The following is a 25,889-nucleotide window of genomic DNA, read 5'->3' as shown; positions in this document are numbered from 1 at the left end:
GAGGACTTCTCGTGGCCCGTATCACCCTTCGCCAACTGCTCGATCATGCCGCCAGCCACGGCTACGCGGTGCCGGCGTTCAACATCAACAACATGGAGCAGGGCATCGCAATCATGCAGGCGGCGGCCGAGGTCGACGCGCCCGTCATCATCCAGGCCTCGCGCGGCGCGCGCAGCTATGCCGGCGATCTCATGCTCTCGCACATGATTGACGCGCTGGAGCGGACCTATCCGGACATCCCGCTCTGCATGCATCAGGACCACGGCAATGACGAGGCGACCTGCGCTTCTGCCATCGCCCACGGCTTCACCTCGGTGATGATGGACGGATCGCTCAAGGCGGATGCCAAGACGGCGGCGGACTATGACTACAACGTTGCGATCACCCGCCGCGTCGTCGATCTCGCGCATTGGGTCGGCGCCTCCGTCGAAGGCGAGCTCGGTGTGCTCGGCTCGCTCGAGCATGGCGGCGGCGAGCAGGAGGATGGTCATGGCGTCGAGGGCAAGATCAGTCACGATCAGCTGTTGACCGATCCCGACCAGGCTATCGACTTCGTCCGCGCCACCAAGGTCGATGCGCTCGCGATCGCGATGGGCACCTCTCACGGCGCCTACAAGTTCAGCCGCAAGCCGGATGGCGAGATCCTGGCCATGCGGGTGGTCGAGGAGATCCATCGTCGGCTGCCGAACACGCATCTGGTGATGCACGGCTCCTCCTCGGTGCCGCAGCCGCTTCAGGACATGTTCAACCAGTTCGGCGGCGAGATGCCGCAGACCTGGGGCGTGCCGGTGGACGAAATCGTCCGCGGCATCAAGAGCGGCGTGCGTAAGGTCAACATCGACACCGACTGCCGCCTCGCCATGACCGCGGTGTTTCGGAAAGTGGCGGCGCAGAGCCGCAGTGAGTTCGATCCGCGCAAATTCCTCAAGCCCGCGATGGATGCGATGCGCGAGCTTTGCCGCGACCGCTTCGAGCAGTTCGGCACCGCGGGCCATGCCAGCAAGATCAAGGTCATTCCCTTGAGCGAGATGGCGCGGCGTTATCGCGCCGGCGAGCTCGATCCGCGCATTGGCGCCCGCGAGCCGGTCGCCGCCTAGTCATTCAGAGAGAGAAGAGCAGGAGAGAGCGATGAATGCACCCACTGGAACGTTGCGCGGAAAGGAACGATATCGTTCGGGCGTGCTCCAATACAAGCATATGGGTTATTGGGAGCCCGAATACACGCCGAAGGATACTGATGTCATCGCGCTATTCCGCGTCACGCCGCAGGAAGGCGTTGATCCGATCGAGGCGTCGGCCGCCGTTGCCGGCGAGTCCTCGACCGCGACCTGGACGGTGGTGTGGACCGATCGCCTGACAGCGGCGGAAAAGTATCGCGCGAAATGCTATCGCGTCGATCCGGTGCCGGGCTCGCCGGGCTCGTACTTCGCTTATATCGCCTACGACCTCGACCTGTTCGAGCCGGGCTCGATCGCCAATCTCTCGGCCTCGATCATCGGCAACGTGTTCGGCTTCAAGCCGCTGAAGGCGCTGCGTCTGGAAGACATGCGCTTTCCCGTCGCCTATGTGAAGACGTTCCAGGGGCCGGCGACCGGCATCGTGGTCGAGCGCGAGCGGCTCGACAAGTTCGGCCGGCCGCTGCTGGGCGCGACGGTGAAGCCGAAGCTCGGACTTTCGGGCCGCAACTACGGCCGCGTGGTCTATGAGGCGCTGAAGGGCGGGCTCGATTTCACCAAGGACGACGAAAACATCAACTCGCAGCCGTTCATGCACTGGCGCGACCGCTTTCTCTATTGCATGGAGGCGGTGAACCGTGCGCAGGCGGCCACGGGCGAGGTCAAAGGCACTTATCTCAACGTCACCGCGGCGACCATGGAGGACATGTACGAGCGCGCGGAGTTCGCCAAGGAGCTCGGCTCAGTTATCGTCATGATCGACCTTGTGATCGGCTACACCGCGATCCAGTCCATGGCGAAATGGGCGCGGCGCAACGACATGATCCTGCATCTGCACCGCGCCGGTCACTCGACCTATACGCGGCAGAAGAGCCACGGCGTGTCGTTCCGCGTCATCGCAAAATGGATGCGGCTCGCCGGCGTCGACCACATTCATGCCGGCACGGTGGTCGGCAAGCTCGAAGGCGATCCGAACACCACGCGCGGCTATTACGACGTCTGCCGCGAGGACTTCAATCCGACGAAGCTCGAGCACGGCCTGTTCTTCGACCAGTCCTGGGCGAGCCTCAACAAGATGATGCCGGTCGCATCCGGCGGCATTCATGCCGGCCAGATGCATCAGCTGCTCGACCTGCTTGGCGAGGACGTCGTGCTGCAATTCGGCGGCGGCACCATTGGTCATCCCATGGGCATTGCGGCCGGCGCGATCGCCAACCGCGTGGCGCTGGAAGCGATGATCCTCGCCCGCAACGAGGGCCGCGACTACGTCCACGAGGGGCCGGAAATCCTCGCCAAGGCGGCGCGGACCTGCACGCCGCTGAAATCGGCGCTGGAGGTCTGGAAGGACGTCACCTTCAACTATCAATCCACCGACACGCCGGACTTCGTGCCGACGGCGCTGGAAACTGTTTGAGGAGATCGAATATGAAGTTGACCCAGGGCTGCTTCTCGTTCCTGCCTGATCTCACCGACGATCAGATCTATAAGCAGGTGCAATACTGCCTCGCCAATGGTTGGGCGGTGAACATCGAGTTCACCGACGATCCGCATCCCCGCAGCACCTATTGGGAGATGTGGGGGCTGCCGATGTTCGACCTCCAGGACGCCGCCGGCGTGATGATGGAGCTCGGCGAATGCCGCAGGGTGTATGGTAACAGCTACATCCGCATCAGCGGCTTCGACTCCAGCCATGGCTGGGAGTCGGTGCGGATCTCCTTCATCGTCAACCGCCCGCTGCAGGAGGCCGAGTTCGAGCTGGTGCGGCAGGAGGTCGGCGGCAGGGCAATCCGTTACACCACCGTGCGCCGGCAGGCCGCGCACGCGTCGCCTTAAGTCCATTCTCCCTCCGCGCGGAGCACTCCCTGCTCCGTTTCCTTGGCGGACCACTGCTTCGCCGCCTCCCCGCGGCGAAGCTCTTTTCTTCGAGGGTAGCCATGCTGGATGTCCCCCACGCAACGACCACCGAGCCTACCGAGACCAGCTTCGATCTCCGCAAGGAAGCCGAAGCGGCTGGAATCACCGACACGCTGCAGCAACTCGAGCGGGAGCTGATCGGGCTGAAGCCGGTCAAGAACCGTGTGCGCCAGATCGCCTCGCTGTTGCTGATCGAACGCATCCGCCAGCGCGCCGGGCTAGCCGCCGCGCCGCCGACATTGCACATGTCGTTCACCGGCAACCCCGGCACAGGCAAGACCACGGTCGCGCTGCGCATGGCGAAAATTCTGCACGGCCTCGGCTTCGTGCGGCGCGGGCAGGTGATCTCGGTGACGCGCGACGATCTTGTCGGGCAATATATCGGCCACACTGCGCCGAAGACCAAAGAGATCCTGAAGAAGGCGATGGGGGGCGTGCTGTTCATCGACGAGGCCTATTATCTGCACCGGCCCGACAACGAGCGCGATTACGGCCAGGAGGCGATCGAGATCCTGCTGCAGGTGATGGAGAACCAGCGCGAGGACCTCGTCGTCATCCTCGCCGGCTATGGCGAGCGGATGACGAACTTCTTCGGCTCCAACCCCGGCTTCCGCTCGCGCATCGCCCATCACATCGAATTCCCCGACTATGCGGAAGCTGAGCTGCTCGTCATCGCCGAGCTGATGCTGAAAGAGCGCGGCTATCACTTCTCGGCGGCGGCACGGGAGGCATTCGAGAAATATATCGCGCTGCGGCGGACCCAACCGTTCTTCTCCAATGCGCGCTCGATCCGCAACGCGGTCGACCGCATCCGCCTGCGCCAGGCCGATCGGCTGGTGTCGGATCTCGACCGCATGCTGGATGTCGCCGATCTCGAAACCATCGATCCGGCGGATGTTCTCGCAAGCCGCGTATTCAGCGGCGGAGCCGATGCGCGGGGTGGAAAGCCATGAGCAGAGAGATCATCATCGCCCCGTCGATCCTGGCGGCGGATTTTGCGTGCCTCGGCGAGGAGATCGCGGCAATCGACGCAGCCGGCGCCGACTGGATCCATTGCGACGTCATGGACGGACACTTCGTGCCGAACATCAGTTTCGGCGCCGACGTCATCAAGGCGATCCGGCCGATGACGTCGAAGATCTTCGACGTGCATCTCATGATCGCACCGACAGATCCCTATCTCGAGGCCTTCGCAAAGGCGGGTGCCGATGTCATCACGGTTCATGCCGAAGCGGGCCCGCATCTCGATCGCTCGCTGCAGGCAATCCGCGCGCTCGGCAAGAAGTGTGGCGTCAGCCTGTGTCCGGCGACGCCCGAAAGCGCGATCGAATACGTGCTCGATCGTCTCGACCTCGTGCTGGTGATGACGGTCAATCCCGGCTTCGGCGGACAGTCCTTCCTCGACTCCCAGATCGAGAAGATCAGGCGCATTCGAAGCATGATCGGCGAGCGGTCGATCCGGCTCGAGGTCGATGGCGGCATCACGCGCGACAATGCCGCTGCCGTCGCCGCCGCTGGCGCCGATACGCTGGTCGCGGGATCGGCGGTATTCCGCGGCAAGAGCCGCGCCAATTATGCCGCCAATATCGCGGCCATTCGTACCGCTGCGGAAGCCGGCCGAGTTCCGAAGGTGCAGGATATTTCCGCGCTGCCGATACGGGCCGGAGAGAGCGCATTCATCCGGTAGACTACGGATGAGATGCGTACCGATGCTGCTGTGATTCCGGTTGTGCCAAGGCATGCCACTTTTCTCCGGGGTTCTCCGGAGAATGCTGCACAAGCCGATCGGTTCTTTGAGGCCCGGGTAACCAACGCAACCGAGACGCGAATCCGTTAACGCCCGCGCAATGCTAAGCGTCTCAATCTGCGGTTTAGGACGCTACGAGAGCGCGGGGATGCGGAACGAAGGTATTTGCAGGCATGAGGTCTGCACGCGGCGCGGAGCGATGACATGAGCATGCATCGCTTGTTCACCGAGCAGCTCCGCTGTGCCACCGATGCCACCGGACGGGTCGATCTCGCCAAGCTGGGCGAGCTCGTCAGCGCGGCCTATGACGCCGGCGATCGCGACCGCCAGAGGATGATGGACGTGCGCGGGCACACCCACGGCGAGGTCGAGCAGGATCTGCTGCGGACCCGGGAGTTCCTCGACACCATCGTCGAGAATATCCCGATTGCCGTGTTCGCAAAGTGCGCAAAGGATTCGCGCTATATTCTGCTCAATCGCGCCGGCGAGGACTATTACGGCGTGCCGCGCGAGCAAATGCTGGGCAGGACGCCCGAGGAGATTTTCCCGGCCGACGTCGCCCGCATGGTCAACGAGCAGGACCGCCGGGTCGTCGCCAGCGGCATGCCGATGTTTCTCGAGGAGCATCTCCTCGAAGTCGGCGTCAAGGGTCACGACCGCGTCGTCAATTCGCGCAAAATGCTGATCACGGATGGCGCCTGCGATCCGCAATATCTGGTCGGCGTGATCGAGGACGTCACCGAGCGCGTCAACACGCAGCAACGCATCAGCCATCTCGCCCAACACGATGCACTGACCAATCTGCCCAACCGCAGCGCCTTCAATGCCGCGCTGGCCGAGCGGCTGGAGCGGGCGCAGGAGGCCTCGACCAGCTTTGCGGTGCTCAGCCTCGATCTCGACCGCTTCAAGGAGGTCAACGACGTGTTCGGCCACCCCGTCGGCGACATGCTGATGCGGACCGCGGCCGAGCGTCTTGCCGTAGAAGCCGACGGCGCCTTCGTCGCCCGCATCGGCGGCGACGAGTTCATGATCCTGATGCCGGGCGATGTCTGCCGCGACGAGGTGCTGGCGCTCGGCGAGCGCATGGTTGAGGCGATCGGCACCGAGCTCGAGGTCGACGACTACCTCTCCCATGTCGGCCTCAGCGTCGGCATCGCGCTCTATCCGGATGACGGCGTGGATGCGGCAACGCTGCTCGCCAATGCCGATTCCGCGCTCTATCGTGCCAAGCGCGACGGCCGGGGCAGGGTCCGATTCTTCGAACCCGAGATGGACCAGGAGTTGCGCGACCGCAGGCTGTTGCAGCACGATTTGCGACAGGCACTGGAGCAGAACCAGTTCCTCGTCTATTTCCAACCGCAGGCGCGGATGGATGGCGAGATCGTCGGCTTCGAGGCGCTGCTGCGCTGGAATCACCCGACGCGCGGTTTCGTGCCGCCGGATCAGTTCATTCCGCTCGCCGAGGAGAACGGGCTGATCATCCAGATCGGCGAATGGGTCTTGCGCGAAGCCTGCCGCGAGGCGGCGTCCTGGCCGCGGCCGCTGCCGGTCGCAGTCAATCTGTCGCCGGTCCAGTTCCAGGCCGGCGATCTCGAACGTTCGATCCACCAGATCTTGCTGGAGACGGGGCTCGCGCCGACGCGGCTCGAGCTCGAGATCACCGAAGGCGTGCTGATCGGCGATTTCACCCGCGCGCTGAATCTGCTGCGGCGGCTGAAGGCGCTCGGCAGCCGCATCGCCATGGACGATTTCGGCACCGGCTATTCCTCGCTGTCCTATCTCCAGTCGTTCCCGTTCGACAAGATCAAGATCGATCGCAGCTTCATCTCCGATCTCGAGGCGACGCCACAGTCGGCCGAGATCGTCCGCGCGGTCCTCGGCCTCGCCCACGCCCTGAATATCCCTGTGGTTGCCGAAGGGGTGGAGACGGAAGCGCAGCGTGCCTTCCTGGCGCGGGAAGCCTGCGAGGAGATCCAGGGCTACCTTATCGGCCGGCCTGAACCGATCGAACGGTATCTCGATGTGATCGGCATTACCGTCGAGCGCCGGCGTTACGCCTGAGGCCTTGCCAGTTCCGCGCCCGGAGCTCTGCGCAAGGAACCAATCCTCGCTTGCGCGTTTCTGAAAAGTTAACGATGATCGGGACGGCCATGCGCGCAGCAAATCTGTTGCATAGCCGCCATCGGCCTGACGCAAATCAGGGCAATAAGCCCAGTGAATGCGAGGGAGGGTCTCATGGAGAACGTACGTCGCTACCGGGCACTGGCGTCCCTCTGTCGCCAGCAGGCGGCCTATCGGCCGCTCCAGAACTGGGAACTCCTCGGCCAAGCCGAACATTTCGAGCATCTCGCCGAGACCGAGCTGAAGGCCCATTTCGACGCGTGCAACGCCCAGCGCGAAGAAGACGCGATCGCAGCCGCGGCATGGGAGACACCCGCCGCGGCGTGAGAAGTTGCCGCCTTGATCCCATTAGCTGTGCGCGACCGCGAGCCCTGCGGACCGAGAATGGCGTTTCCCGGCAACGCCTGATCAGACGCTCACTTGCGGTATTGGCGCATTCTGAATCGCCGCCTTGGGCCCGGCTTTTCTTTTCCAACGGGCTTTTCTTTTCCAAGAATTAATCGGACGGACGGGACGTCGTAAGGTGGCGATGACCATGTTGGGTGCAAGGCGACTTACCCAATATGGAGATTTCGACATGAAAGATCCCATCAATTCCAACATCACGACATCCCGCAAGATTTTGAAACCGCGCCGCCTTGCGCTGCTCGGTAGTGTGGCCGCGCTTGGTGTGGCCGTGCTGGTTGCATCACCGGCTTCGACGCCGTTCGGCGTGAGCTCCCTGATTTCACCGGCACGAGCGACCGAGGCCACCGCGACGCCGCCGGGCTTCGCCGACCTCGTCAGCAAGGTCAAACCCGCCGTCATTTCGGTCCGGGTGAAGATCGACCAGGACAGCGACAAGAGCGCAATGCTGCAACAGAACCGCATGAACCAGGACGAGGATACCCCATTCGACCAGTTCTCGCGGCAGTTCGGTTTTCGCTTCCCCAACGGCATGAACGGCATGCCGCGCCAGCGCCATCAGGTGATCACCGGTGAAGGCTCCGGCTTCTTCATCTCCGCCGACGGCTATGCCGTGACCAACAACCACGTCGTCGATCATGCCGAATCCGTGCAGGTGACGACGGACGACGGCACGATCTACACCGCGAAGGTCGTCGGCACCGACCCGAAGACCGATCTCGCGCTGATCAAGGTCGACGGCAAGAAGGACTTCCCGTTCGTCAAGTTCTCCGACCAGAACCCGAGGATCGGCGACTGGGTGGTCGCAGTCGGCAATCCCTTCGGCCTCGGCGGCACCGTCACGGCTGGTATCGTCTCCGCCAGCGGCCGCGACATCGGCAACGGCCCCTATGACGACTTCATCCAGATCGACGCGCCGATCAACAAGGGCAATTCCGGCGGACCGGCCTTCGACATGAACGGCAATGTGATCGGCGTGAACACGGCGATCTTCTCGCCGTCCGGCGGCTCGGTCGGTATCGGCTTCGACATTCCGGCCTCGACCGCAAAGCTCGTTGTCGCGCAGCTGAAAGAGAAGGGCGCCGTCACCCGCGGCTGGCTCGGTGTGCAGGTGCAGCCGGTGACCGCGGAGATCGCCGACAGCCTCGGCCTGAAGGCGGCGCGCGGCGCAATCGTCGACAACCCGCAGGATGGCAGTCCGGCGGCGAAGGCCGGCATCGAGGCCGGTGATGTCATCACCGCCGTCAACGGCACCGCGATCAAGGACTCCCACGATCTCGCCCGCACCATCGCCGCGCTGGCGCCGGGCACGTCCGTGAAACTCGATGTCATCCACAAGGGCCAAACTAAGACGGTAACGCTGGCGCTCGGCGAGCTGCCGAACGAGCGACAGGCCAAGGCCGATGACGGCAAAACGCAGCAGGCACCCGGTACGCCGCGCCTCGGCTTGAGCCTGGCGCCGGCCGCCGACGTTCAGGGCGCCGGCCAGAAGGGTGTGGTGGTCACCGATGTCGATCCGCAGGGGCCGGCGGCGCAGCACGGCATCCAGACCGGCGATGTCATCCTCGATGTCGGCGGCAAGGCCGTCGCCAATGTTGGCGACGTCCGTTCCGAACTGGCGCAGGCCAAATCGTCCGGCAAGAAGAGCGTATTGTTGCAGGTGAAGAGCGCGGAAGCGACCCGCTTCGTCGCGGTGCCGCTCGCGTAAAGCTGAACATCGGCCGACGTAAATCCAGAGAGGCGGTCTTCGGGCCGCCTTTCGTATTTGCCTCCGAGATTTCCGGGGAGGACTGATAACATTGTCGTTAACGGCAGGGAGGATGACCCGCTTCGTCCGAAAAAGCCGTGTTCGCCCATCACAGTTCCCAGTCGCGCATCTGCCTGGCCGACAATGGAGCTGCCGGGACAGTTGCAAGCGTGGAACTTCGAACGCCCGGCCGATTTGTGGAACCGGTCGTTCGCATTGATCGGTGCCGACATGGATCGATTAAAGCTCTCGCTGAGGTGTGCGCTGCTCGTGGCGCCAATCGTGCTGACGACTGGAACCGCCTTGGGGCGCGACGACGGCCGCTACGCCAACTCACCCTTAAAACCCTGGTTCGACAGTTTGCGTAGCCATCTTGGGCCGTGCTGCTCGGATGCAGACGGCTTTGCCGTATCCGATCCCGATTGGGAATCGCACGACGGACACTATCGCGTGCGACTCGACGGGCAGTGGGTCGACGTGCCCGATGAGGCTGTCATTACCGAGCCCAACCGGGCCGGCCGCACCATGGTGTGGCCGGTCAAGACTGCATTCGGGATTTCGATCCGCTGCTTCATGCCGGGCAGCATGATCTGACACGCGTCAGCGGGAGCGCTTGGAGGATTTGCGCTTCGACGATTTCTTCGACGATTTCTTCGACGATTTCTTCGATGATTTCTTGGCCGATTTCTTCGACGTCGACTTCTTCGACGTCTTCCGCTTCGAGGCCTTCTTCGGGACCTTCTTGCCCTTCTTGCGCGCCTTGGACAGTCCGATCGCGATCGCCTGCTTGCGGCTCTTCACGCGTCCGCCGCGACCGCCACGTCCGCTTTTCGCGGTGCCCTTCTTGTAGCGCCGCATCTCGCTTTCGACATCGCTGCCGGAGCTGCGCGAGTAGCGGCGTTTCTTTGCCTTGCGTGCCATGCATTTTCTCCCTTGGCCGGGGGAAAACCATTCCACGCAGGCATGGTTCCGAAACGCGTGCGCAGGCGTTCCGGCTGCGACGCAGCCTAGAACGAATTCGCCAGCTCGATTTCCGCCTCCAGCGCACGGATGCGGCGCGCGGCTTCGGTGAAGGACAGATCCCGATCGTATTGCGCGGGCTGGTAAGCCTCCTCGCTCAACCGCTTCAACCTCAGCCCCTGGGCGCGCGTCATCTGCTCCATCAGAAAAACCTTGGCGTCGTATTTACCCTGAACCTGCATCTCGCTGCTCCGTCCTGAAATCGTGGCTTGACTATATGTTCTTATTTTGTTCTAACAAGCCATGGACAATCGAATTAATAAAATTCGACGTAAAATCAGTGCCTTGAGGCTGGAAATGGCCGGCGTCGAGGCGTCCGTGCGCGACCTCGTCAATCGCGATCGCGACTGCACAGAAAAGGCCCTGGCGCAGATGGATCTGCGTCGCCGGATCAATCTTTTGATCGCCGAATGGAAGGCCGCCGGTGGCGGCGATGTCCTGCCGGATGTCCGCGACCGCGTGCGCCTTCGCTCCCTGAAGCGCGCCGGTGATCCCATGCGCGCCATCGCGCGCCGCTGAGAGTTCCGGGAGGCGCGGGGTGGAGGAAGACCCGCCTACGTACCGGATTCTGAGACTGCGCGCCGAGATTCTCGAACTGGGCTCGGCGATCCGGCAATTGCAGCGTGAGGGCCTCGACGATGCTGCGGCCCAGCTCCTGATTTCACGCAAGCGGGCGCAGCTCGAGCAGCTCGTGAAAGCCAATGCTCGGGGCCCCCTTTAACATCCCTGACATCCGACGCGGCTAGAGCGAGGGCGCTACGCGACACGCTGGAGCTCGCCGATGCCCGACGCCGAAATGACTGCTTTGATACAGGCCGTCCTGGACGATGTTTGTGCCGGGCTTCCTCTCACCGAACTGGGGACGCGTGAGCGTGTCGCCACGCGACTGCGTGAGGCTGCGCAAACAGATTGTCGCTCGATCCAGGATCTGCGACAGGCTGCGCGAGATGCTCTGGTCCGCGCACCCACGATGTGGCGCTAGCGTCGGGCGCGATAATGAGTTGGACCGCCTGACAATGCGACAAGCCGCACATCCCCGTGAGATGCCGCAGGCTGCTCGGAACGGAAGCCGGCACGACCGATTGACCGGGCTCCTCTCACATCGATGGAGCGTTCCATGGATCTCAAGGGCAAGACGATCGCCATTCTCGCCACCAACGGTTTCGAGCAGTCGGAACTGGAAGTGCCGCGCGAACGCCTCAAGCAGGCCGGCGCGACGGTTCACGTCATCTCACTCGCGGCGGGCCAGATCAAAGGCTGGGACAAGAAGGATTGGGGACGTCCAGTGAACGTCGACAAGACGCTCGACCAGGTTTCCAGCAACGATTACGACGCAGTCGTGCTGCCCGGTGGACAGATCAATCCGGACCTCTTGCGCGTCGAGCCGAAGGCGCTGGCCTTCATCAAGGAGATCTTCAACGCCAAGAAAATCGTCGCCGCCGTCTGCCATGCGCCCTGGCTCCTGATCGAGACTGGTATCGCGAAGGGCCGCAAGATGACGTCATACAAGTCGATCAAGACCGACGTCATCAACGCCGGCGCGACATGGGAGGATTCACAGGTCGTCGTCGATCAAGGCGTCATCACCTCGCGCAACCCCGGCGACCTCGACGCCTTCAGCGCCAAGATCATCGAAGAGGTGAAGGAAGGCCGTCATGTCCAGCGCAGCGCTGCGTGACCCTCGCGTTTCGACGAAAAGCCCCGGGTTGCCGCGGGGCTTTGTTTGAGACGCGGCCGAAGCTTATACGAGCCTACTTCGGGTTGCTCATGCCGCCCTTGTTGTTCGTCATCGTACCGCCCTGATCGGAGCCCGGGCCGGAACCGCCCTGGCCGGAGGCGTCGGGGCCTCTGGAGGGCTTGGTGTTGGCGCCGGTGGTCTGCGACGATGACATCGAGGATCGGTGTTTGGCCTTGTGCGACTTGGCTTGCGCGGCGAACGGCGCGGCGGCAAGGCCGGTTGCCAGCATCACGGCGAGAGCGAGCTTGGTCGTCTTCATGCGGGGGATCTCCCTGGGTTAAATTGACGCAGGCAGCCAACCGCCGTTCGGCGCAGGAGTTCCCAACAAAGATCTCCCGCGCCTCACGCAAGCTTCAAGATTGCTTGTCCTCCGCGAGGATGAACACGACGCCAGTGAGCGTCGCGCCGATCGCAAACGTCGTCACCAGCGTGAGGGCGAAGACCATGACGGCCTGACGTCCGCCGTCATTCAAAAGGTTGGCGACGGCTGGATTGGACAGGATGAGGGCGAGACTGAAGGCGAGCCCGAGGGCCGCGCCCATCATTGCATGCGTCATCAGCTTGATAAGGCCGGTGGGAGAGATCAGATCCGACGACTTTTTCGTGCGCATGGAACCGCGTCCCGATCTGGCAGGCAAACGCGGGCGAGGATCGAAGGTTCCATCCGGGTGAATAAATTTCATGGCGCACTTCATCGGACGTTCATGCCGGGCTTGCGAGAATGAGCGCCATCAACACGGGACGTTCGACATGGGCAAAGTAGTCTTTCTTTACCGCTCGCTGGCCTATCGCAACGCGGCTGCGGACATGCTGCGCAAGGCGCGCAAGCTTCCGCGCGGCGCCGAGCGAAGCGCGGCCCGCCGCTATGCCAAGGCGCTGCGCGATCTCGCCCGAACGGAAGCCTGGCTCGAAGGGCGTATCGCGCGCGAGCCGCGAATGGCGCAGCGCAGGACGAGCGCGGCGTCCGGCTAACCGGATGCGCGCTGCAATTCGGCGGTGCCGGCTGCTTCAAATTTGCCTGATACGGTTGTTGCCGCAGGCTTGCGTATCAGCGGCACCTCGAGACGGCACAGCAGGCCCTCGGAGCGCCAGTCGAATTGCGCCTGTCCGCCGAGCTGGGACTCGACGCTCGCGAGCAGGCTCCGCGTGCCGAAGCCGCGCGATTTCGGCGTCCTGACCAGCGGGCCGCCAGATTCCTCCCAGGTCAGCGTGAGCAGGTCGTCTTCGACCTGCCAGCCGATCGCGAGCCGGCCCGACCGGGTCGACAGCGCGCCATACTTTGCCGAGTTGGTGAGGAGCTCGTGCAGCGCCAGTGCCAGCGTCTGTGCGGTCGCCGGCACCAGCTGAACCTCCGGACCTGCCAGCTTGATCTGGCCGCCGAGCGAGTAGGGCGCGAGCTCCTCGTCGATCAGCCTGGAGAGCTCGGCGCCCTGCCAGCTCGACAGCGACAGGATCGTGTGCACGCGCGCCAGCGCATTGATGCGGCCCTCGACGGCGTTGACATAGGCCTTGACCTCGTCGGCACGGGTCAGCCGCACGATCGACTGCGCCAGCGCCAGCGCGTTCTTGGCGCGATGATCGACCTCCCGCGCAAGCAGATTTTGCCGCTCCTCGGCGCGCTTGCGTTCGGTGATGTCGACGGTGACGCCGCTCACGCGCACGACGCGGCCGCTATTGTCGGCCGTGGCGGCGGCCGTGCCGACGCACCAGCGCACGTCGCCATCGGGCCGCACGATGCGGAACTCCGTCTCATAGGCGCGCGTGCCCTTGTTGAATTCGGCGACGGCCTTGCGCAGCTGATCGATGTCGTCGGGATGCAGCAGCGCCTGAACGTTGGCCGGATTGACTTCGAAGCTATCCGGGCTGACGCCAAAGATGCGGTACTGCCCTTCGTCCCACATCCAGTCGCCGGTGATCCAGTCCCAGTCCCACGATCCCATCTTGCCGGCCGCGATCGCCATGCTGCGCCGCTCTTCGCTCTCGCGCAGCTTGGCGGTCGAATTCTCCAGCTCGGCGGTGCGGGCGCGAACGCGGTCCTCGAGATCCTGATTCAGCCGTTCGAGCTCGCGGGTCTTGCGGTAGAGCTCGGCAAACACCTTGACTTTGGCGCGCAGCACCTCCGGCACCACCGGCACCGGCACGTAGTCGACCGCGCCCATCTCGTAGCCGCGCAGGCGGTCGATGTCGCTGACTTGAATCGCCGAGATGAAAATCATCGCGGTCTTCTGGAACCGCGGATGCTCGCGGATCATCGCGGCAAGCTCGAAGCCGTCGAGCTCGGGCATGCAGACGTCGACCAGGATCACCGCGACCTCGGTCTTGAGCAGCACCTCCAGCGCCTCGCGACCGGACGAGGCGATCACGAGGTTCTCGCCGAGATCCTTCAAGATCACCTCATAGGCGAGCAGCTTGGCCGGCTGGTCGTCGACGAGGAGGATATTGACCTTTTCCTGGTCCATTCGCGGATCCAACTCAGCGGTGCAGCCACATGCGGATTGCAAGCAGCAATTGATCGGTGTTGACGGGTTTGGCGAGGTAGTCGGACGCACCGGCTTCCAGGCATTTCTCCCGATCGCCCTTCATTGCCTTGGCGGTCAGCGCGATGATCGGAAGCCGGGCGAAGGCCGGGTTTTCGCGAATGACGCCGATGGTCTGATAGCCATCCATCTGCGGCATCATGATGTCCATCAGCACGATGGCGATTTCCGGGTTGGATTCGACCAGCGTCACCGCCTCGCTGCCGGTGGTGGCCGTCAGCACCTTCATGCCGCGCCGTTCCAGCACGCTCGATAGCGCGAAGATGTTGCGGGCGTCGTCGTCCACGAGCAGGGCCGTCTTGCCGATCAAATCCTCGTCGGAACTGTTGAGCTTCTCCAGCATGCGCTGCTTTTCGACCGGCAGTTCCGTGATCACGCGGTGCAGGAACAAGGCGGTCTCGTCGAGCAGCCGTTCCGGCGATTCCACGCCCTTCACCACGATGCTGCGGGCCATGGTGTGGAGTTCCGCGTCCTCCTCGGCCGAAAGCTCGCGGCCGGTGAAGACCACGACCGGGATGTTCGACAGCGCCTCGTCCTTGCGGATCTGGTCCAGCACCTCGAAGCCGGTCATGTCGGGCAGGCGGAGGTCGAGCACGACGCAATCGCAGGGCGCCTCGCGCAGCGTCGAGAGCGCGCCAGCGCCGGTGCCGGTCGCCACGATCTCGATGTCGTCGTGATGCAGCAGTTCGCGGATCGAGAGCTGCTCGGCCTCGTTGTCCTCGACGATCAGCAGCCGCTTGCGCCGCGGCTGCGCATATTCCTTGATCTGCGTCAGCGCCGCCGCCACGCCTTCGGTCGTGGTCGGCTTGTTGACGAAGGAGAAGGCGCCGCGGGCCAGCGCGTGCTGGCGGTCCTCGTCGAGCGTGATGATCTGCACGGGAATGTGGCGGGTCAGCGGATTGTGCTTGAGCTGGCTCAACACGGTCCAGCCGAGCATGTCGGGCAGGAATACGTCGAGCGAGACCGCCCGCGGCTGATATTGCTTGGCAAGCTCCAGCGCCTCGGCGCCGCGCGCTGCGACCAGGACCTTGAACCCCTTGTCGCGGGCGAGATCGACCAGCACGCGCGCATAATGCGGATCGTCCTCGACGATCAGCAGGATGGTGTCGCCGGGTTCGAGGTTGAGCCGGTCGTCGGGCAATTGCTCGATGACGCGCTGCTGTTCGGGCGCGGACGGCTGCAGCGCGGGCGGCTGGCTGTAGGCTTGCGACGCCGGCGCGCGCGGCGCCAAGGTTGGGCCGGAATATTTCAGCGGCAGATAGAGCGTGAAGGACGAGCCCTTGCCGGGCGCGCTGCGCAGATGGATTTCGCCGCCGAGGAGGCTAGCGAGCTCGCGGCTGATGGCAAGACCAAGGCCGGTGCCGCCATATTTGCGGCTGGTGCCGGCATCGGCCTGCTGGAACGCCTCGAAAATCAGCTTCTGCTTCTCTAGCGGAATACCGATGCCGGTGTCGGAGACTTCGAACGCGATCACCGCCGGCGCGGAGTTCAGCACCGGGTGATCGGTGCCCCAGCCGCCGACCGCGGCGGAGACCTTCAGGCGCACCTCGCCTTCGGCGGTGAACTTGAAGGCGTTGGAGAGCAGGTTCTTCAGGACCTGCTGCAGGCGCTTGGAATCGGTGACGATGCTGCGGGCAAGGTTCGGATCGACGTCGATCTTGAACGACAAATTGCGGTTCTCGGCCTCGTGCCGGAACGGCCGCCCGACGGTCTCGAGCAGGTTCGCGGTCAGGATCTCCTCGGCGTCGACCGTCACCGTGCCGGATTCGATCTTGGAGAGGTCGAGAATGTCGCTGATGAGGTTGAGCAGGTCGGTACCGGCGCCGTGGATGGTGCGGGCGAATTCGACCTGCTTGGCCGAGAGGTTGCCGTCGGGGTTGTCGGTCAGCTGCTGCCCCAGGATCAGGATCGAGTTCAGCGGCGTCCGCAGCTCGTGACTCATGTTGGCGAGGAATTCGGACTTGTACTTCGAGGTCAGCGCCAGTTCGGTCGCCTTTTCCTCCAGCGCGCGGCGGGCCTGTTCGATCTCCTGGTTCTTGCGCTCGACCTCGACGTTGCGCTCGGCGAGCTGCTGCGCCTTCTGCTCGAGCTGGTCGTTGGTCTGCTGCAATTCACGCTGCTGGGTCTGGAGCTCGCCGGCGAGCTGCTGCGATTGCTTGAGCAGGCCTTCGGTCTGCATCGTCGCCTCGATCGAATTGAGCACGATGCCGATGGAGTCGGTGAGCTGCTCCAGGAATGTCATCTGCGAGGTCGTGAACGAGACGAGCGAGGCGAGCTCGATCACAGCCTTGACCTGGCCTTCGAACAGCACCGGCAGCACCACGAGATTCTTCGGGGCGACGCGGAACAATGCCGAGTTGATCGGCACGACATCGGACGGAATGTCGGCGACCACGCGCGGCCGCTTGTCGAGGGCGCACTGGCCGATCAGGCCTTCGCCGAATTGGAGCACGCGCTGAAACGGATAGACGCCGTCGCTGGCGTAGGAGGCAAGCAGCAGGAGCTGCGGGTTGTCCTCGTTCTCGACCTGGTAGATCACGCCGGTATGGGCGTTGACCAGCGGCGACAGCTCGGTCAGCAGCAGCCGGCCGACGGTGGCGAGGTCGCGCTGGCCCTGGAGCATGTTGGTGAACTTGGCGAGGTTGGTCTTCAGCCAATCCTGCTCCGTGTTCACGTCGGTCGTGAGACGGAGGTTCGTGATCATCGTGTTGATGTTGTCCTTCAGCTCGGCCACCTCGCCGCGGGCGTCGACCTGGATCGATCGCGTCAGGTCGCCCTTGGTCACGGCGGTCGCGACTTCCGCGATCGCACGCACCTGCGAGGTGAGGTTGGCCGCGAGCAGATTGACGTTTCCGGTGAGGTCCTTCCACGTGCCGGCAGCGCCCGGCACGTTGGCCTGGCCGCCGAGCCGGCCTTCGACGCCGACCTCGCGCGCCACCGACGTCACCTGGTCGGCGAAGGTCGCGAGCGTCTCGGTCATGTTGTTGATGGTGTCGGCGAGCGCCGCGACCTCGCCCTTCGATTTCACGGTGAGATTCTGCTTGAGATCGCCGTTGGCGACCGCGGTCACGACCTTGACGATGCCGCGGACCTGCTCGGTCAGGTTCGCCGCCATGAAGTTGACGGTGTCGGTGAGGTCCTTCCAGGTGCCGGCGACGCCGGGCACCTGGGCCTGACCACCGAGCTTGCCTTCGGTGCCGACCTCGCGGGCGACGCGCGTGACCTCGCCGGCAAACGCGTTGAGCTGGTCGACCATGGTGTTGATGGTGTTCTTGAGCTCGAGGATTTCTCCCTTCACGTCGACGGTGATCTTGCGGGACAAGTCGCCGCGCGCGACGGCGGTCGTCACTTCGGCGATGTTGCGGACCTGCGTGGTGAGGTTCGCGGCCAGCAGGTTGACGTTGTCGGTGAGGTCCTTCCAGGTGCCGCCGACGCCGGGCACCACGGCCTGACCGCCGAGCCGGCCTTCGGTGCCGACCTCGCGCGCGACGCGCGTTACTTCGGCGGCGAAGGAGCGGAGCTGCTCGACCATGGTGTTCAAGGTGTCCTTGAGCAGCAGGATCTCGCCGCGCACGTCCACGGTGATCTTCTTCGACAGGTCGCCGCCGGCGATCGCGGTTGCGACCTCGGCGATGTTGCGGACCTGCGCAGTCAGGTTCGAGGCCATGAAGTTGACGTTGTCGGTGAGGTCCTTCCAGGTGCCGGCAACGCCGGGCACCTCGGCCTGGCCGCCGAGCTTGCCTTCGGTGCCGACCTCGCGCGCCACGCGCGTCACTTCGCCGGCGAAGCCGTTGAGCTGGTCGACCATCGTGTTGATGGTGTTCTTGAGCTCGAGGATCTCGCCCTTCACGTCCACGGTGATCTTGCGGGACAAGTCGCCCCGCGCCACGGCGGTGGTCACTTCGGCGATGTTGCGGACCTGGGCGGTGAGGTTGCCCGCCATCGAGTTGACGCTGTCGGTGAGGTCCTTCCAGGTGCCGGCGACGCCGGGCACGTTGGCCTGACCGCCGAGCCGGCCTTCGGTGCCGACCTCGCGCGCCACGCGCGTCACCTCGCCCGCGAAGCGGTTGAGCTGGTCGACCATCGTGTTCAGCGTGTCCTTGAGCTGAAGGATCTCGCCGCGGACGTCCACGGTGATCTTGCGCGACAGGTCGCCGCCGGCGATCGCGGTCGCGACCTCGGCGATGTTGCGGACCTGGGCGGTGAGGTTGCCCGCCATCGAGTTCACGTTGTCGGTGAGGTCTTTCCAGGTGCCGGCGACGCCCGTCACCTGGGCCTGACCGCCGAGCTTGCCTTCGGTGCCGACCTCGCGGGCGACGCGCGTGACTTCGCCGGCGAAGGCGTTGAGCTGGTCGACCATGGTGTTGAGCGTCTCCTTCAGCTGAAGGATTTCGCCCGACACGTTGACGGTGATCTTCTTGGACAGGTCGCCCTTGGCGACGGCGGTGGCCACTTCGGCGATGTTGCGGACCTGGCCGGTCAGGTTCGAGGCCATCGAGTTGACGCTGTCCGTCAAGTCCTTCCAGGTGCCGGCGACGCCGCGCACCTGGGCCTGGCCGCCGAGCTTGCCTTCGGTGCCGACCTCGCGGGCGACGCGCGTGACTTCGCCGGCGAAGGCGTTCAGCTGGTCCACCATGGTGTTGATGGTGTCCTTCAGCTCCAGGATTTCGCCGCGCACGTCCACGGTGATCTTCTTCGACAAGTCGCCGCCGGCGACCGCGGTCGTCACCTCAGCGATGTTGCGGACCTGCGCGGTGAGGTTCGACGCCATCGAGTTGACGCTTTCCGTGAGGTCCTTCCAGGTGCCGGCGACGCCGAGCACGTTGGCCTGGCCGCCGAGCCGTCCCTCGGTGCCGACCTCGCGCGCGACGCGCGTGACTTCGCCGGCGAAGGCGTTGAGCTGGTCGACCATGGTGTTGAGCGTCTCCTTCAGCTGAAGGATTTCCCCCGACACGTTCACCGTGATCTTCTTGGACAGGTCGCCGCCGGCGATGGCGGTGGCGACGTCGGCGATGTTGCGGACCTGTGCGGTCAGGTTCGACGCCATGAAGTTGACGTTGTCGGTGAGATCCTTCCAGGTGCCGGCCACACCGGGCACCTGGGCCTGGCCGCCGAGCTTGCCTTCGGTGCCGACCTCGCGCGCGACGCGCGTCACTTCCGAGGCAAAGGAGTTGAGCTGGTCCACCATGGTGTTGATGGTGTCCTTCAGCTCCAGGATTTCGCCGCGTACGTCCACCGTGATCTTGCGCGAGAGATCGCCGCGCGCCACCGCGGTGGTCACGTTGGCGATGTTGCGCACCTGCGCGGTCAGGTTGCCGCACATCGCGTTGACAGAATCGGTGAGGTCCTTCCAGGTGCCGGCGACGCCGGGCACGATGGCCTGGCCGCCGAGCTTGCCGTCGGTGCCGACCTCGCGCGCCACGCGCGTCACTTCGGAGGCGAAGGAGCGCAGCTGGTCCACCATCGTGTTGATGGCTTCCTTGAGCTGAAGGATCTCGCCGCGGACGTCGACCGTGATCTTCTTGGACAAGTCGCCGTTCGCCACAGCGATCGTCACCTCGGCGATGTTGCGAACCTGGTTGGTCAGGTTGTTCGCCATCGAGTTGACGCTCTCGGTCAGGTCCTTCCAGACGCCGGTCACCTCAGGCACCTGAGCCTGGCCGCCGAGCTTGCCTTCGGTGCCGACCTCGCGCGCCACACGCGTCACCTCCGAGGTGAACACGCCGAGCTGCTTGATCATGGTGTTGACGATGGTCGCCGATTGCAGGAATTCGCCGCGGAGCGGGCGGCCGTCGACGTCCAGCTTGACGGTCTGCAGCAGGTCGCCTTGCGCGACGGCTGCGACCGCGCGCGTCACCTCGCGCGTCGGCCAGAGCAAATCGTCGATCAGCGTGTTGACTGAGCCTTCCATGTCGGCCCAGGAGCCCGAGGCGAGGCCGAACTTGACGCGCTGGCGGGTCTTGCCCTCGCGGCCCACGACCTGGCCGACCAGCTCGAGCTGCTGCGCCATGCGCTGGTTAGCGGCGATGATTTCATTAAAAGTGTCGGCGATCTTGCCGTCGATGCCGAGATAGTCGCCGCTCATCCGCACGGAAAAGTCGCCGCTGCGCATGGCTTGTAAGGCGAGAAGCAGTTCCGCCCGGGAATCCGGCTCTGACATACCGTTGGTTTTGGGTTTTGGGACGCGACGACCGGAGCGTGATGCAGTTCCGGGATCGAGGTCGCTCATACTGAATTCCCCCGCAGGCGCCGGCCGAATCCCTGGCAAGACGCGTTTGGTCAAAATAGAGCGTCAGTCAAATTCTAAAATCAAGCGCCAAGGTTGCGGCGCGAGGAAATGGAACCTGCTTTGCTCAGCCCGGTGCAAATAACACCGGTCTGCCGGTTTGGTTCCACCCCGCTTCAGAAAATCAGCCCCGGCGGCTCGCCAATCGGCCCGTCCCCTGCGGCCCCAGGTCATTCGGAACGGAGCGCCGCGCCTGCTGTTAGCCCGAAAGACAGGGAGAGTGCATATGAGAACAGGAAGGGCCGCGGTCATCGCCATATTGTTCGCCACGGGATCGGCCATCGCCCAGGGTGCACCGACCGGCCGGGGGGCCGTCACCGGGGATCCCGCCGCAAGCTCCGCCACCCCGCACGCGGACACGTCAACCACGGGGACGTCCACCAGGTCGAACCCAAGCGGCAGCGGCACCTCGACCTCGGGCGGCAAGGATGACAACGGCGATGCGGGCCGGGACAAGATGCCGGAGAGTGATCGCACCGTTCGGCCCGAGAGCCAGCAACATCATCCGAACGACAAATAGGGCCGCTACTTGTCCGCCATGGTGCGCTCGGCGTCCCTGACCTGCGAGCGCAGCGTCGGGAGCTGCTCGCGCGCGAAGGCAGCCAGCGCCGCATTGTCGGGCGCCTTGAGATAGTGCTCAAGCAGGCCAATGGCGGATTCGTACTCCGGGATCTGCGCGGCATAAAAGCTTCTGACGTAAGTCGGCCCGTCCGAATTTTCGGGCTCGACGAGGCTCGCGCTCATCGGTGTCGTCTTGCCGGCGCGCGGCTCCGCACCGATCGCCTCCTGGATCTGCTTCAGCAGCTTGTCGCGCTTGACCGCCTCTTCGGCGCGCACGGCGGCGAGATGCTTGACCTCGGCATTGCCCTTCAGATCGCTGTTCTCCAGAAGACCCTGCTGAAAGCGGCTGAAGCTGTAGAGGCCGCTGATGACATCGGTCGCGGTGGGCGCACCACCGCCGGCGGTTCGCTCACCCGTGCTGTCGGCCAGCGCCGCAGTGCTGATGAATGCCAGGACTATCGCGACAAGAATCCTCATGCATTGCAATGATCGATGGCGCGCGAAGTTCCCCGTTACGATCGAGTAAGAGCGGTTGCGCCGCCAGAGTTCCATTCCCAGATGTTGTCCATGAAACAGTCTGACATTTTCAGGGATAATGCCGACAACTGTCTTCAGCTCGCAGAGCGAGCGGAGGGACAGCCCGCCCACAAGCGCTACTCGCGCATGGCGGACGCCTGGACGGCGCTCGCCAAGGAGCAGGATTGGCTCGATGGTGAAATCCCGCCTGTTGCGATTGGGGCCCCGCCGAGGCGGAGCGCGTAAGCCACTCTCGGCTTCGTGAATCCGTGTGTGAGACCGCGCACGGAATGCAAGCGACCAATTCAGGATTATTCAGGAACAGTCGATCGCGTTATTGATTTTTCCGATTCCAGAAGGAGGTTTGCGATGGCTCCACGTCTGGCTCTTCTTTCACTCATTCTCGCCTTCGGCGTCTCGGTCGCGTTCGCGACCGTAACGACCGTCCGGCAGGTGCATCTGGAGAAGGCCTCGGTTGCGGTCCACGCCGCGCACAGTTAGCGCCAAGGTTAGCGCGGATCCGGAACATTCGGCGCCGCGGTGCGTAAGCCCTTCGAGACATCAGAGCAGCGAGAAGACATCATGGCGCATTCCGACCACGGCATCGTCAAGGACAAGCGCGCTGAGGAGCAACCGCGCGACAAGCAGCGCGCGCAAACAGCACAAAAAACGAATCCGAAAACTTCGCCGTCGCGCGAAGCGACGCGCGATCCCGAACTGAACGACAACAGCAAGACGCCGGGCTCCGGCATGACGCCGGATGATTCCGGTGCCGCGCCGAGCGGCTAGAACACGATCCGGACCCGAAGGGCCGCCTAGCGCAAGCGCGAGGCGCTTTTCCGAAAGGATCATGTTCCAGACATAGATGGATTGCTCGCGAGGAACGAATCCCCGCGCGGAGAGTCGAAAGGTTGCTTCCGGTTATCATGCCCCCGGTGAGCCGGAAGTAATCTCCAAGGACGGCCCTGGCACCCACCGTGCCGGGGTCGTTTCGCTTTGCGAGCTGGCGTTAATCAGTCTTCCTTGCCGCTTTCAGGGTCACCCTGCGTGTGACCGTCAGGGCCCCGGCCGAATACGCCGAAGCTGCTCGACTTGACGCCAGGTATCGCATCAACGTCCGCGGCAGCCAGCCCGAACTTGAGCAGTTCGCGAACCGCTGCGGCGCGCGTCGGCATGCGATGCTTGAATCGGAAATCGTCGACTGCGGCCAGCTCATCCGGCGAGAGCATGACCTGAAGGCGCTCGGCGCGAAGGTCATTCATGGTCGATCACGCAAGTTGAGTAGTTTGAGTAAGTTGCACAACCTGCCAACTTGCGGTGAGTTCCACAAGAGTCGGACAAATTGCCAAATTAGTAGTTTTGCATAGCAAAGTCAATATGTTATGGATTGAAACCACTCCCGTCGAAGCGCATTTTAATGGAGAGGGAGATGGGATCATGACCGACGAAGTCAGATTACCCCGCAAGCTTTCCGAAGAGCCCGAAGCGCCAAAACCGGTGCGCCCGAGCCACCAGAGGGTCATCGAGCAAGTCGAGCGATGGGCCAACAGCCCTGGCCTGCAACCGCCGAGGACGGATGATGCGAAGACGATCTGAGCCCCACACATTCGAACAGCGCCTCGACGCGCAGAGGCTGCGGCTTGAGCATGAATTGTCGCGCCTGCCGGATGGCATGCAACGCGACTCCGTGCTCGCGCGCCTCGATCAGCTTCAGACCGCTGCCGAGATGTACGGTTTTTTGATGCTGCGGGAAGAGGCCCCGGCGCCTCGCTGATCACATCCAGCGATCGGGCAGCCCGCGGCGGGAGGTGGTGCGAAGCGTCCGCCTCAGCCACCACGCCGATACTGAAATGGTAGCCCACAACAGAATAGCAGCGGCGAATGCGCCGATCACGCTCGCCGAAACCAGGGCGTAGAAAGTAGCAGCGAACGCCGCAAGACCAATGCTTCCGAGGCCGGCACCCGCAGCGTCCAGCGCTGCGGCCTGCTGCCCGCGTCGCCGTCCGCTGAGGCCGGCCTTCTCCTTGCGGCGGCGCTCGTGGCTTTCGATCAGCGTCGCGCTGGCGCAGAAGATGGCGGGGAGCGCGAGGAAGAGCCCGCCGACCGCAACACCGAAGCGCTTGCTTACGATCCCTGCGAAAACAGTCGCGAGGCCCCCGAGCAGGAAGCGGACGCCGTACTCGTACCAGCGCGTCTGCTTCAGCGACGAGGGCGACAGCTTGACCAGCATTAGGCCGCGCCTCCCAAACCCGCGAGCAGGCCGAAGGCGACTGCAAGCCATACGGCGAAAGCAAGGATGGTGGAAGGCAGCGCCGCAAGGCGAAATCTCATCAGGAGATGGCAGACGGCGAGGCTGTAGCAGATGAGAGCGATCGCGCCGTAGATCATGGTCCAGCTTTCCGCCGCGGCATAGTGGGGGCCATGCTGGACAACGGCGATGCTGAGCGTTGCGAGCGCGACCGATGGCGCGGCGCCGAGAAGGCCGCCGAAGCTCTTGGGCTTCAGCATGTCGCCTAGGATTGCAAACACGGACACGATCGCGCCGCCGGCGATGAAGCGCAGAACATACTCCGTCATGTCCGTGCCCGCCGGTCTGCGGACTTGCGGTACGGCCTCGCCAGCGTCCACGGCCGCAGCAGCCGCTCGATGGCGATACCGAGGGTGAAGCCGACAACGACGTCGCTGGCCCAGTGCGCGAGCAGGGCGACGCGTGTCAGTGACAGCGCCGCCGCGATGGAGCGCACGAGCCGGCGCCGGGCCGGGGGCAGCAGGCTGGCAGCCGACGCGAGCGCGCCCATGTGCATGGCGTGGCCGGACGGGAAAGCGTCGCGCGGTTGCCCGGAGAAAGGAATGCCGTGGAGGTGGCCTCGCACCGTCAGCCGGTCCGGTCTGATCTGGTCAAAGGCGGATTTCAGGACATGCGGCAACAGCGCCGTTGCGAGCGAAACTGCCAGAACATGATTGGCCACGCGGCGCTCTTCGGCGGGTCGAAGCTGGGCATAGAGCCAACCCGCAGCGGCGAGCGCGAGCAGCATATGCTCGTCTGCGCCCCAGGTCAGCGCTTTGGCCGTCTGCTCAAACTGTGAGTTGGTGTGATCCGCGACCTCGTTTGCGATCGCGATATCGATTTGGGTTGGCCTGACTGTTGCGAGCGCCATCAGTTGGTAATCGGCGGGTTATTCTCCATGACATTTTTGTAAAGATTTGATGACGAAATGGTTCCCTAGGGCTGCCCTGATCCACCCGCGGAGCCGTAGACCTGGCCGGTCGCATAGCTCGCATCGGCGTCTGCCAGCTGCACATAAATGGAAGCGAGCTCGGCAGGCTGGCCGGGACGGCCGAGCGGCGTCATGCCGCCGAACTTCTCCAGCTTCTCCATCGTGGCGCCGCCGGAAACCTGGAGCGGCGTCCAGATCGGCCCTGGCGCAACGCCATTGACGCGGATGCCCTTCGAGGCGAGCTGCTTCGCCAGCGATTTCACGTAGTTCATGGTCGCCGCCTTGGTCTGCGCATAATCGTAGAGATCGGGAGAGGGATCGTAAGCCTGCTCGGAGGCTGTGCCGATGATGCAGGATCCGGGCTTGAGATGCGGCAGCGCTGCCTTGATGATCCAGAATGGCGCGTAGATGTTGGTCTTCATGGTGGCGTCGAAATCCTCCGTCGAGACGTCAAGGATGGAGGCGCGCGTCTGCTGCCGGGCCGCGTTGTTGACGATGATGTCGAGGCCGCCGAGACCCTGGATGGCCTGCTCGACCAGCTTCCTGCAGAAGGCTTCGTCCTTGAGATCGCCGGGGATCGCAACGCCGTTGCGCCCTTCCTTCTTGATCAGCGCAATCACCTCCTGCGCGTCCGACTCTTCCGCCGGCAGATAGTTGATGGCGACGTCGGCGCCTTCGCGCGCATAAGCGATCGCGGCGGCGCGGCCCATGCCGGAATCACCGCCGGTGATCAGCGCCTTGCGGCCGGCGAGCCGGCCGGAGCCCTTGTAGCTGGTCTCGCCGTGGTCCGGCCGCGGCTCCATCCTGCCGGCAAGGCCCGGCCAGGGCTGCGACTGCTTCTTGAAGGGCGGCTTTGGATAGCGGCTGACGGGATTGAGGTCCTGCTCTGCCATCGGCATATCTC

Annotated in this window: 30 protein-coding genes; 18 read left to right on the top strand and 12 right to left on the bottom strand. The window is 64.1% G+C overall.

Annotated elements, in window-relative coordinates; translation table 11 throughout:
• Positions 1 to 11: 11 nt before the first annotated feature.
• From fba to JJB99_RS28590, 9 genes are all read left to right on the top strand, one after another.
• Complete coding sequence (gene fba / locus JJB99_RS28630; RefSeq protein WP_200495584.1) at positions 12 to 1,097, top strand: class II fructose-bisphosphate aldolase; 1,086 nt, start codon at positions 12 to 14, stop codon at positions 1,095 to 1,097.
• A 31-nt stretch (positions 1,098 to 1,128) separates the two neighbouring features.
• On the top strand, positions 1,129 to 2,589 hold the full coding sequence (locus JJB99_RS28625; protein ID WP_200495583.1) for a form I ribulose bisphosphate carboxylase large subunit: 1,461 nt from the start codon (positions 1,129 to 1,131) through the stop codon (positions 2,587 to 2,589).
• Between the two features lie 11 nt (positions 2,590 to 2,600).
• Positions 2,601 to 3,008: a ribulose bisphosphate carboxylase small subunit gene (locus JJB99_RS28620; protein ID WP_200495582.1), complete on the top strand. Its 408-nt coding sequence runs from the start codon at positions 2,601 to 2,603 to the stop codon at positions 3,006 to 3,008.
• A gap of 101 nt (positions 3,009 to 3,109) precedes the next feature.
• A complete protein-coding gene (gene cbbX / locus JJB99_RS28615) occupies positions 3,110 to 4,042 on the top strand; it encodes a CbbX protein (protein WP_200495581.1) in 933 nt (310 codons plus the stop codon).
• The gene (gene rpe, locus JJB99_RS28610) at positions 4,039 to 4,776 is read left to right on the top strand and encodes a ribulose-phosphate 3-epimerase (RefSeq protein WP_200495580.1); all 738 of its coding nucleotides are present in this window, start codon (positions 4,039 to 4,041) and stop codon (positions 4,774 to 4,776) included. Before cbbX ends, rpe begins: the two co-directional genes overlap by 4 nt.
• 264 nt (positions 4,777 to 5,040) lie before the next feature.
• Positions 5,041 to 6,897: a putative bifunctional diguanylate cyclase/phosphodiesterase gene (locus JJB99_RS28605; RefSeq protein ID WP_200495579.1), complete on the top strand. Its 1,857-nt coding sequence runs from the start codon at positions 5,041 to 5,043 to the stop codon at positions 6,895 to 6,897.
• A 174-nt stretch (positions 6,898 to 7,071) separates the two neighbouring features.
• Positions 7,072 to 7,284: a hypothetical protein gene (locus JJB99_RS28600; RefSeq protein ID WP_200495578.1), complete on the top strand. Its 213-nt coding sequence runs from the start codon at positions 7,072 to 7,074 to the stop codon at positions 7,282 to 7,284.
• Between the two features lie 250 nt (positions 7,285 to 7,534).
• The gene (locus tag JJB99_RS28595; protein ID WP_200495577.1) at positions 7,535 to 9,070 is read left to right on the top strand and encodes a Do family serine endopeptidase; all 1,536 of its coding nucleotides are present in this window, start codon (positions 7,535 to 7,537) and stop codon (positions 9,068 to 9,070) included.
• 270 nt (positions 9,071 to 9,340) lie between these two features.
• The gene (locus tag JJB99_RS28590) at positions 9,341 to 9,703 is read left to right on the top strand and encodes a hypothetical protein (RefSeq protein WP_200500342.1); all 363 of its coding nucleotides are present in this window, start codon (positions 9,341 to 9,343) and stop codon (positions 9,701 to 9,703) included.
• A gap of 6 nt (positions 9,704 to 9,709) precedes the next feature.
• Here the strand turns inward: JJB99_RS28590 and JJB99_RS28585 are convergent, their stop codons facing one another.
• Together JJB99_RS28585 and JJB99_RS28580 are read right to left on the bottom strand one after the other, a co-directional pair.
• Positions 9,710 to 10,030, bottom strand: a complete 321-nt coding sequence (locus JJB99_RS28585) for a DUF6496 domain-containing protein (RefSeq protein ID WP_200495576.1) — start codon at positions 10,028 to 10,030, stop codon at positions 9,710 to 9,712.
• Between the two features lie 86 nt (positions 10,031 to 10,116).
• Positions 10,117 to 10,311, bottom strand: coding sequence for a DUF3072 domain-containing protein (locus JJB99_RS28580; protein ID WP_200495575.1), 195 nt, complete (start codon positions 10,309 to 10,311; stop codon positions 10,117 to 10,119).
• Between the two features lie 115 nt (positions 10,312 to 10,426).
• On the opposite strand from JJB99_RS28580, the gene JJB99_RS28575 reads away from it, so the two are divergent.
• From JJB99_RS28575 to JJB99_RS28565, 3 genes are all read left to right on the top strand, one after another.
• The gene (locus tag JJB99_RS28575) at positions 10,427 to 10,648 is read left to right on the top strand and encodes a hypothetical protein (RefSeq protein WP_200500341.1); all 222 of its coding nucleotides are present in this window, start codon (positions 10,427 to 10,429) and stop codon (positions 10,646 to 10,648) included.
• Between the two features lie 19 nt (positions 10,649 to 10,667).
• Positions 10,668 to 10,850: a hypothetical protein gene (locus JJB99_RS28570; RefSeq protein WP_200495574.1), complete on the top strand. Its 183-nt coding sequence runs from the start codon at positions 10,668 to 10,670 to the stop codon at positions 10,848 to 10,850.
• Positions 10,851 to 11,246: 396 nt separating this feature from the next.
• The gene (locus JJB99_RS28565; RefSeq protein WP_200495573.1) at positions 11,247 to 11,807 is read left to right on the top strand and encodes a type 1 glutamine amidotransferase domain-containing protein; all 561 of its coding nucleotides are present in this window, start codon (positions 11,247 to 11,249) and stop codon (positions 11,805 to 11,807) included.
• A 73-nt stretch (positions 11,808 to 11,880) separates the two neighbouring features.
• On the opposite strand, the gene JJB99_RS28560 is transcribed toward JJB99_RS28565, so the two are convergent.
• Together JJB99_RS28560 and JJB99_RS28555 are read right to left on the bottom strand one after the other, a co-directional pair.
• A complete protein-coding gene (locus JJB99_RS28560) occupies positions 11,881 to 12,126 on the bottom strand; it encodes a hypothetical protein (protein WP_200495572.1) in 246 nt (81 codons plus the stop codon).
• Positions 12,127 to 12,220: 94 nt separating this feature from the next.
• Positions 12,221 to 12,478 carry a hypothetical protein gene (locus JJB99_RS28555; RefSeq protein WP_200500340.1) on the bottom strand — a complete coding sequence of 86 codons (258 nt, stop codon included), beginning with the start codon at positions 12,476 to 12,478 and terminating at the stop codon, positions 12,221 to 12,223.
• Positions 12,479 to 12,548: 70 nt separating this feature from the next.
• On the opposite strand from JJB99_RS28555, the gene JJB99_RS28550 reads away from it, so the two are divergent.
• On the top strand, positions 12,549 to 12,839 hold the full coding sequence (locus JJB99_RS28550) for a hypothetical protein (RefSeq protein ID WP_246775019.1): 291 nt from the start codon (positions 12,549 to 12,551) through the stop codon (positions 12,837 to 12,839).
• Here the strand turns inward: JJB99_RS28550 and JJB99_RS28545 are convergent.
• Together JJB99_RS28545 and JJB99_RS28540 are read right to left on the bottom strand one after the other, a co-directional pair.
• A complete protein-coding gene (locus tag JJB99_RS28545) occupies positions 12,836 to 14,326 on the bottom strand; it encodes an HWE histidine kinase domain-containing protein (RefSeq protein ID WP_200495571.1) in 1,491 nt (496 codons plus the stop codon). The two genes, JJB99_RS28550 and JJB99_RS28545, sit on opposite strands and share 4 nt — an antisense overlap.
• Before the next feature lie 13 nt (positions 14,327 to 14,339).
• Positions 14,340 to 20,633 (bottom strand): HAMP domain-containing protein, encoded by a 6,294-nt coding sequence (locus tag JJB99_RS28540; protein ID WP_200495570.1) that lies wholly within the window; start codon positions 20,631 to 20,633, stop codon positions 14,340 to 14,342.
• 283 nt (positions 20,634 to 20,916) lie between these two features.
• Here JJB99_RS28540 and JJB99_RS28535 point away from each other — a divergent pair, with 283 nt between their 5' ends.
• Positions 20,917 to 21,210 (top strand): hypothetical protein, encoded by a 294-nt coding sequence (locus tag JJB99_RS28535; protein ID WP_200495569.1) that lies wholly within the window; start codon positions 20,917 to 20,919, stop codon positions 21,208 to 21,210.
• Positions 21,211 to 21,215: 5 nt separating this feature from the next.
• Here the strand turns inward: JJB99_RS28535 and JJB99_RS28530 are convergent, their stop codons facing one another.
• Positions 21,216 to 21,728 carry a DUF4142 domain-containing protein gene (locus JJB99_RS28530; RefSeq protein WP_200495568.1) on the bottom strand — a complete coding sequence of 171 codons (513 nt, stop codon included), beginning with the start codon at positions 21,726 to 21,728 and terminating at the stop codon, positions 21,216 to 21,218.
• Positions 21,729 to 21,818: 90 nt separating this feature from the next.
• On the opposite strand from JJB99_RS28530, the gene JJB99_RS36440 reads away from it, so the two are divergent.
• The 3 genes from JJB99_RS36440 (at position 21,819) to JJB99_RS28525 (ending at position 22,556) form a co-directional block, all read left to right on the top strand.
• Positions 21,819 to 22,013, top strand: coding sequence for a hypothetical protein (locus JJB99_RS36440; RefSeq protein ID WP_246775018.1), 195 nt, complete (start codon positions 21,819 to 21,821; stop codon positions 22,011 to 22,013).
• 123 nt (positions 22,014 to 22,136) lie between these two features.
• Complete coding sequence (locus JJB99_RS36715) at positions 22,137 to 22,268, top strand: hypothetical protein (RefSeq protein WP_265440642.1); 132 nt, start codon at positions 22,137 to 22,139, stop codon at positions 22,266 to 22,268.
• 81 nt (positions 22,269 to 22,349) lie between these two features.
• Positions 22,350 to 22,556, top strand: coding sequence for a hypothetical protein (locus JJB99_RS28525; RefSeq protein ID WP_200495567.1), 207 nt, complete (start codon positions 22,350 to 22,352; stop codon positions 22,554 to 22,556).
• Between the two features lie 224 nt (positions 22,557 to 22,780).
• On the opposite strand, the gene JJB99_RS28520 is transcribed toward JJB99_RS28525, so the two are convergent.
• Entirely contained in the window at positions 22,781 to 23,029 is a 249-nt protein-coding gene (locus tag JJB99_RS28520) for a hypothetical protein (protein WP_200495566.1), read from the bottom strand.
• Positions 23,030 to 23,204: 175 nt separating this feature from the next.
• Here JJB99_RS28520 and JJB99_RS28515 point away from each other — a divergent pair, with 175 nt between their 5' ends.
• Positions 23,205 to 23,363, top strand: a complete 159-nt coding sequence (locus JJB99_RS28515) for a hypothetical protein (RefSeq protein ID WP_200495565.1) — start codon at positions 23,205 to 23,207, stop codon at positions 23,361 to 23,363.
• Positions 23,364 to 23,541: 178 nt separating this feature from the next.
• Here the strand turns inward: JJB99_RS28515 and JJB99_RS28510 are convergent, their stop codons facing one another.
• The 4 genes from JJB99_RS28510 to JJB99_RS28495 form a co-directional block, all read right to left on the bottom strand.
• Positions 23,542 to 23,997, bottom strand: coding sequence for a DUF3147 family protein (locus JJB99_RS28510; RefSeq protein ID WP_200495564.1), 456 nt, complete (start codon positions 23,995 to 23,997; stop codon positions 23,542 to 23,544).
• Positions 23,997 to 24,344, bottom strand: coding sequence for a DUF3147 family protein (locus JJB99_RS28505; protein WP_200495563.1), 348 nt, complete (start codon positions 24,342 to 24,344; stop codon positions 23,997 to 23,999). Before JJB99_RS28505 ends, JJB99_RS28510 begins: the two co-directional genes overlap by 1 nt.
• Positions 24,341 to 24,925, bottom strand: coding sequence for a phosphatase PAP2 family protein (locus JJB99_RS28500; RefSeq protein WP_200495562.1), 585 nt, complete (start codon positions 24,923 to 24,925; stop codon positions 24,341 to 24,343). The genes JJB99_RS28505 and JJB99_RS28500 overlap by 4 nt, the downstream gene beginning before the upstream one ends.
• A gap of 65 nt (positions 24,926 to 24,990) precedes the next feature.
• On the bottom strand, positions 24,991 to 25,878 hold the full coding sequence (locus JJB99_RS28495; protein WP_200500338.1) for an SDR family oxidoreductase: 888 nt from the start codon (positions 25,876 to 25,878) through the stop codon (positions 24,991 to 24,993).
• Between the last annotated feature and the right edge of the window lie 11 nt (positions 25,879 to 25,889).

This window comes from Bradyrhizobium diazoefficiens, assembly GCF_016616235.1.
In the GTDB taxonomy this organism is placed as follows: domain Bacteria; phylum Pseudomonadota; class Alphaproteobacteria; order Rhizobiales; family Xanthobacteraceae; genus Bradyrhizobium; species Bradyrhizobium diazoefficiens_H.
This window is presented reverse-complemented; position numbering and strand designations above follow the sequence as displayed.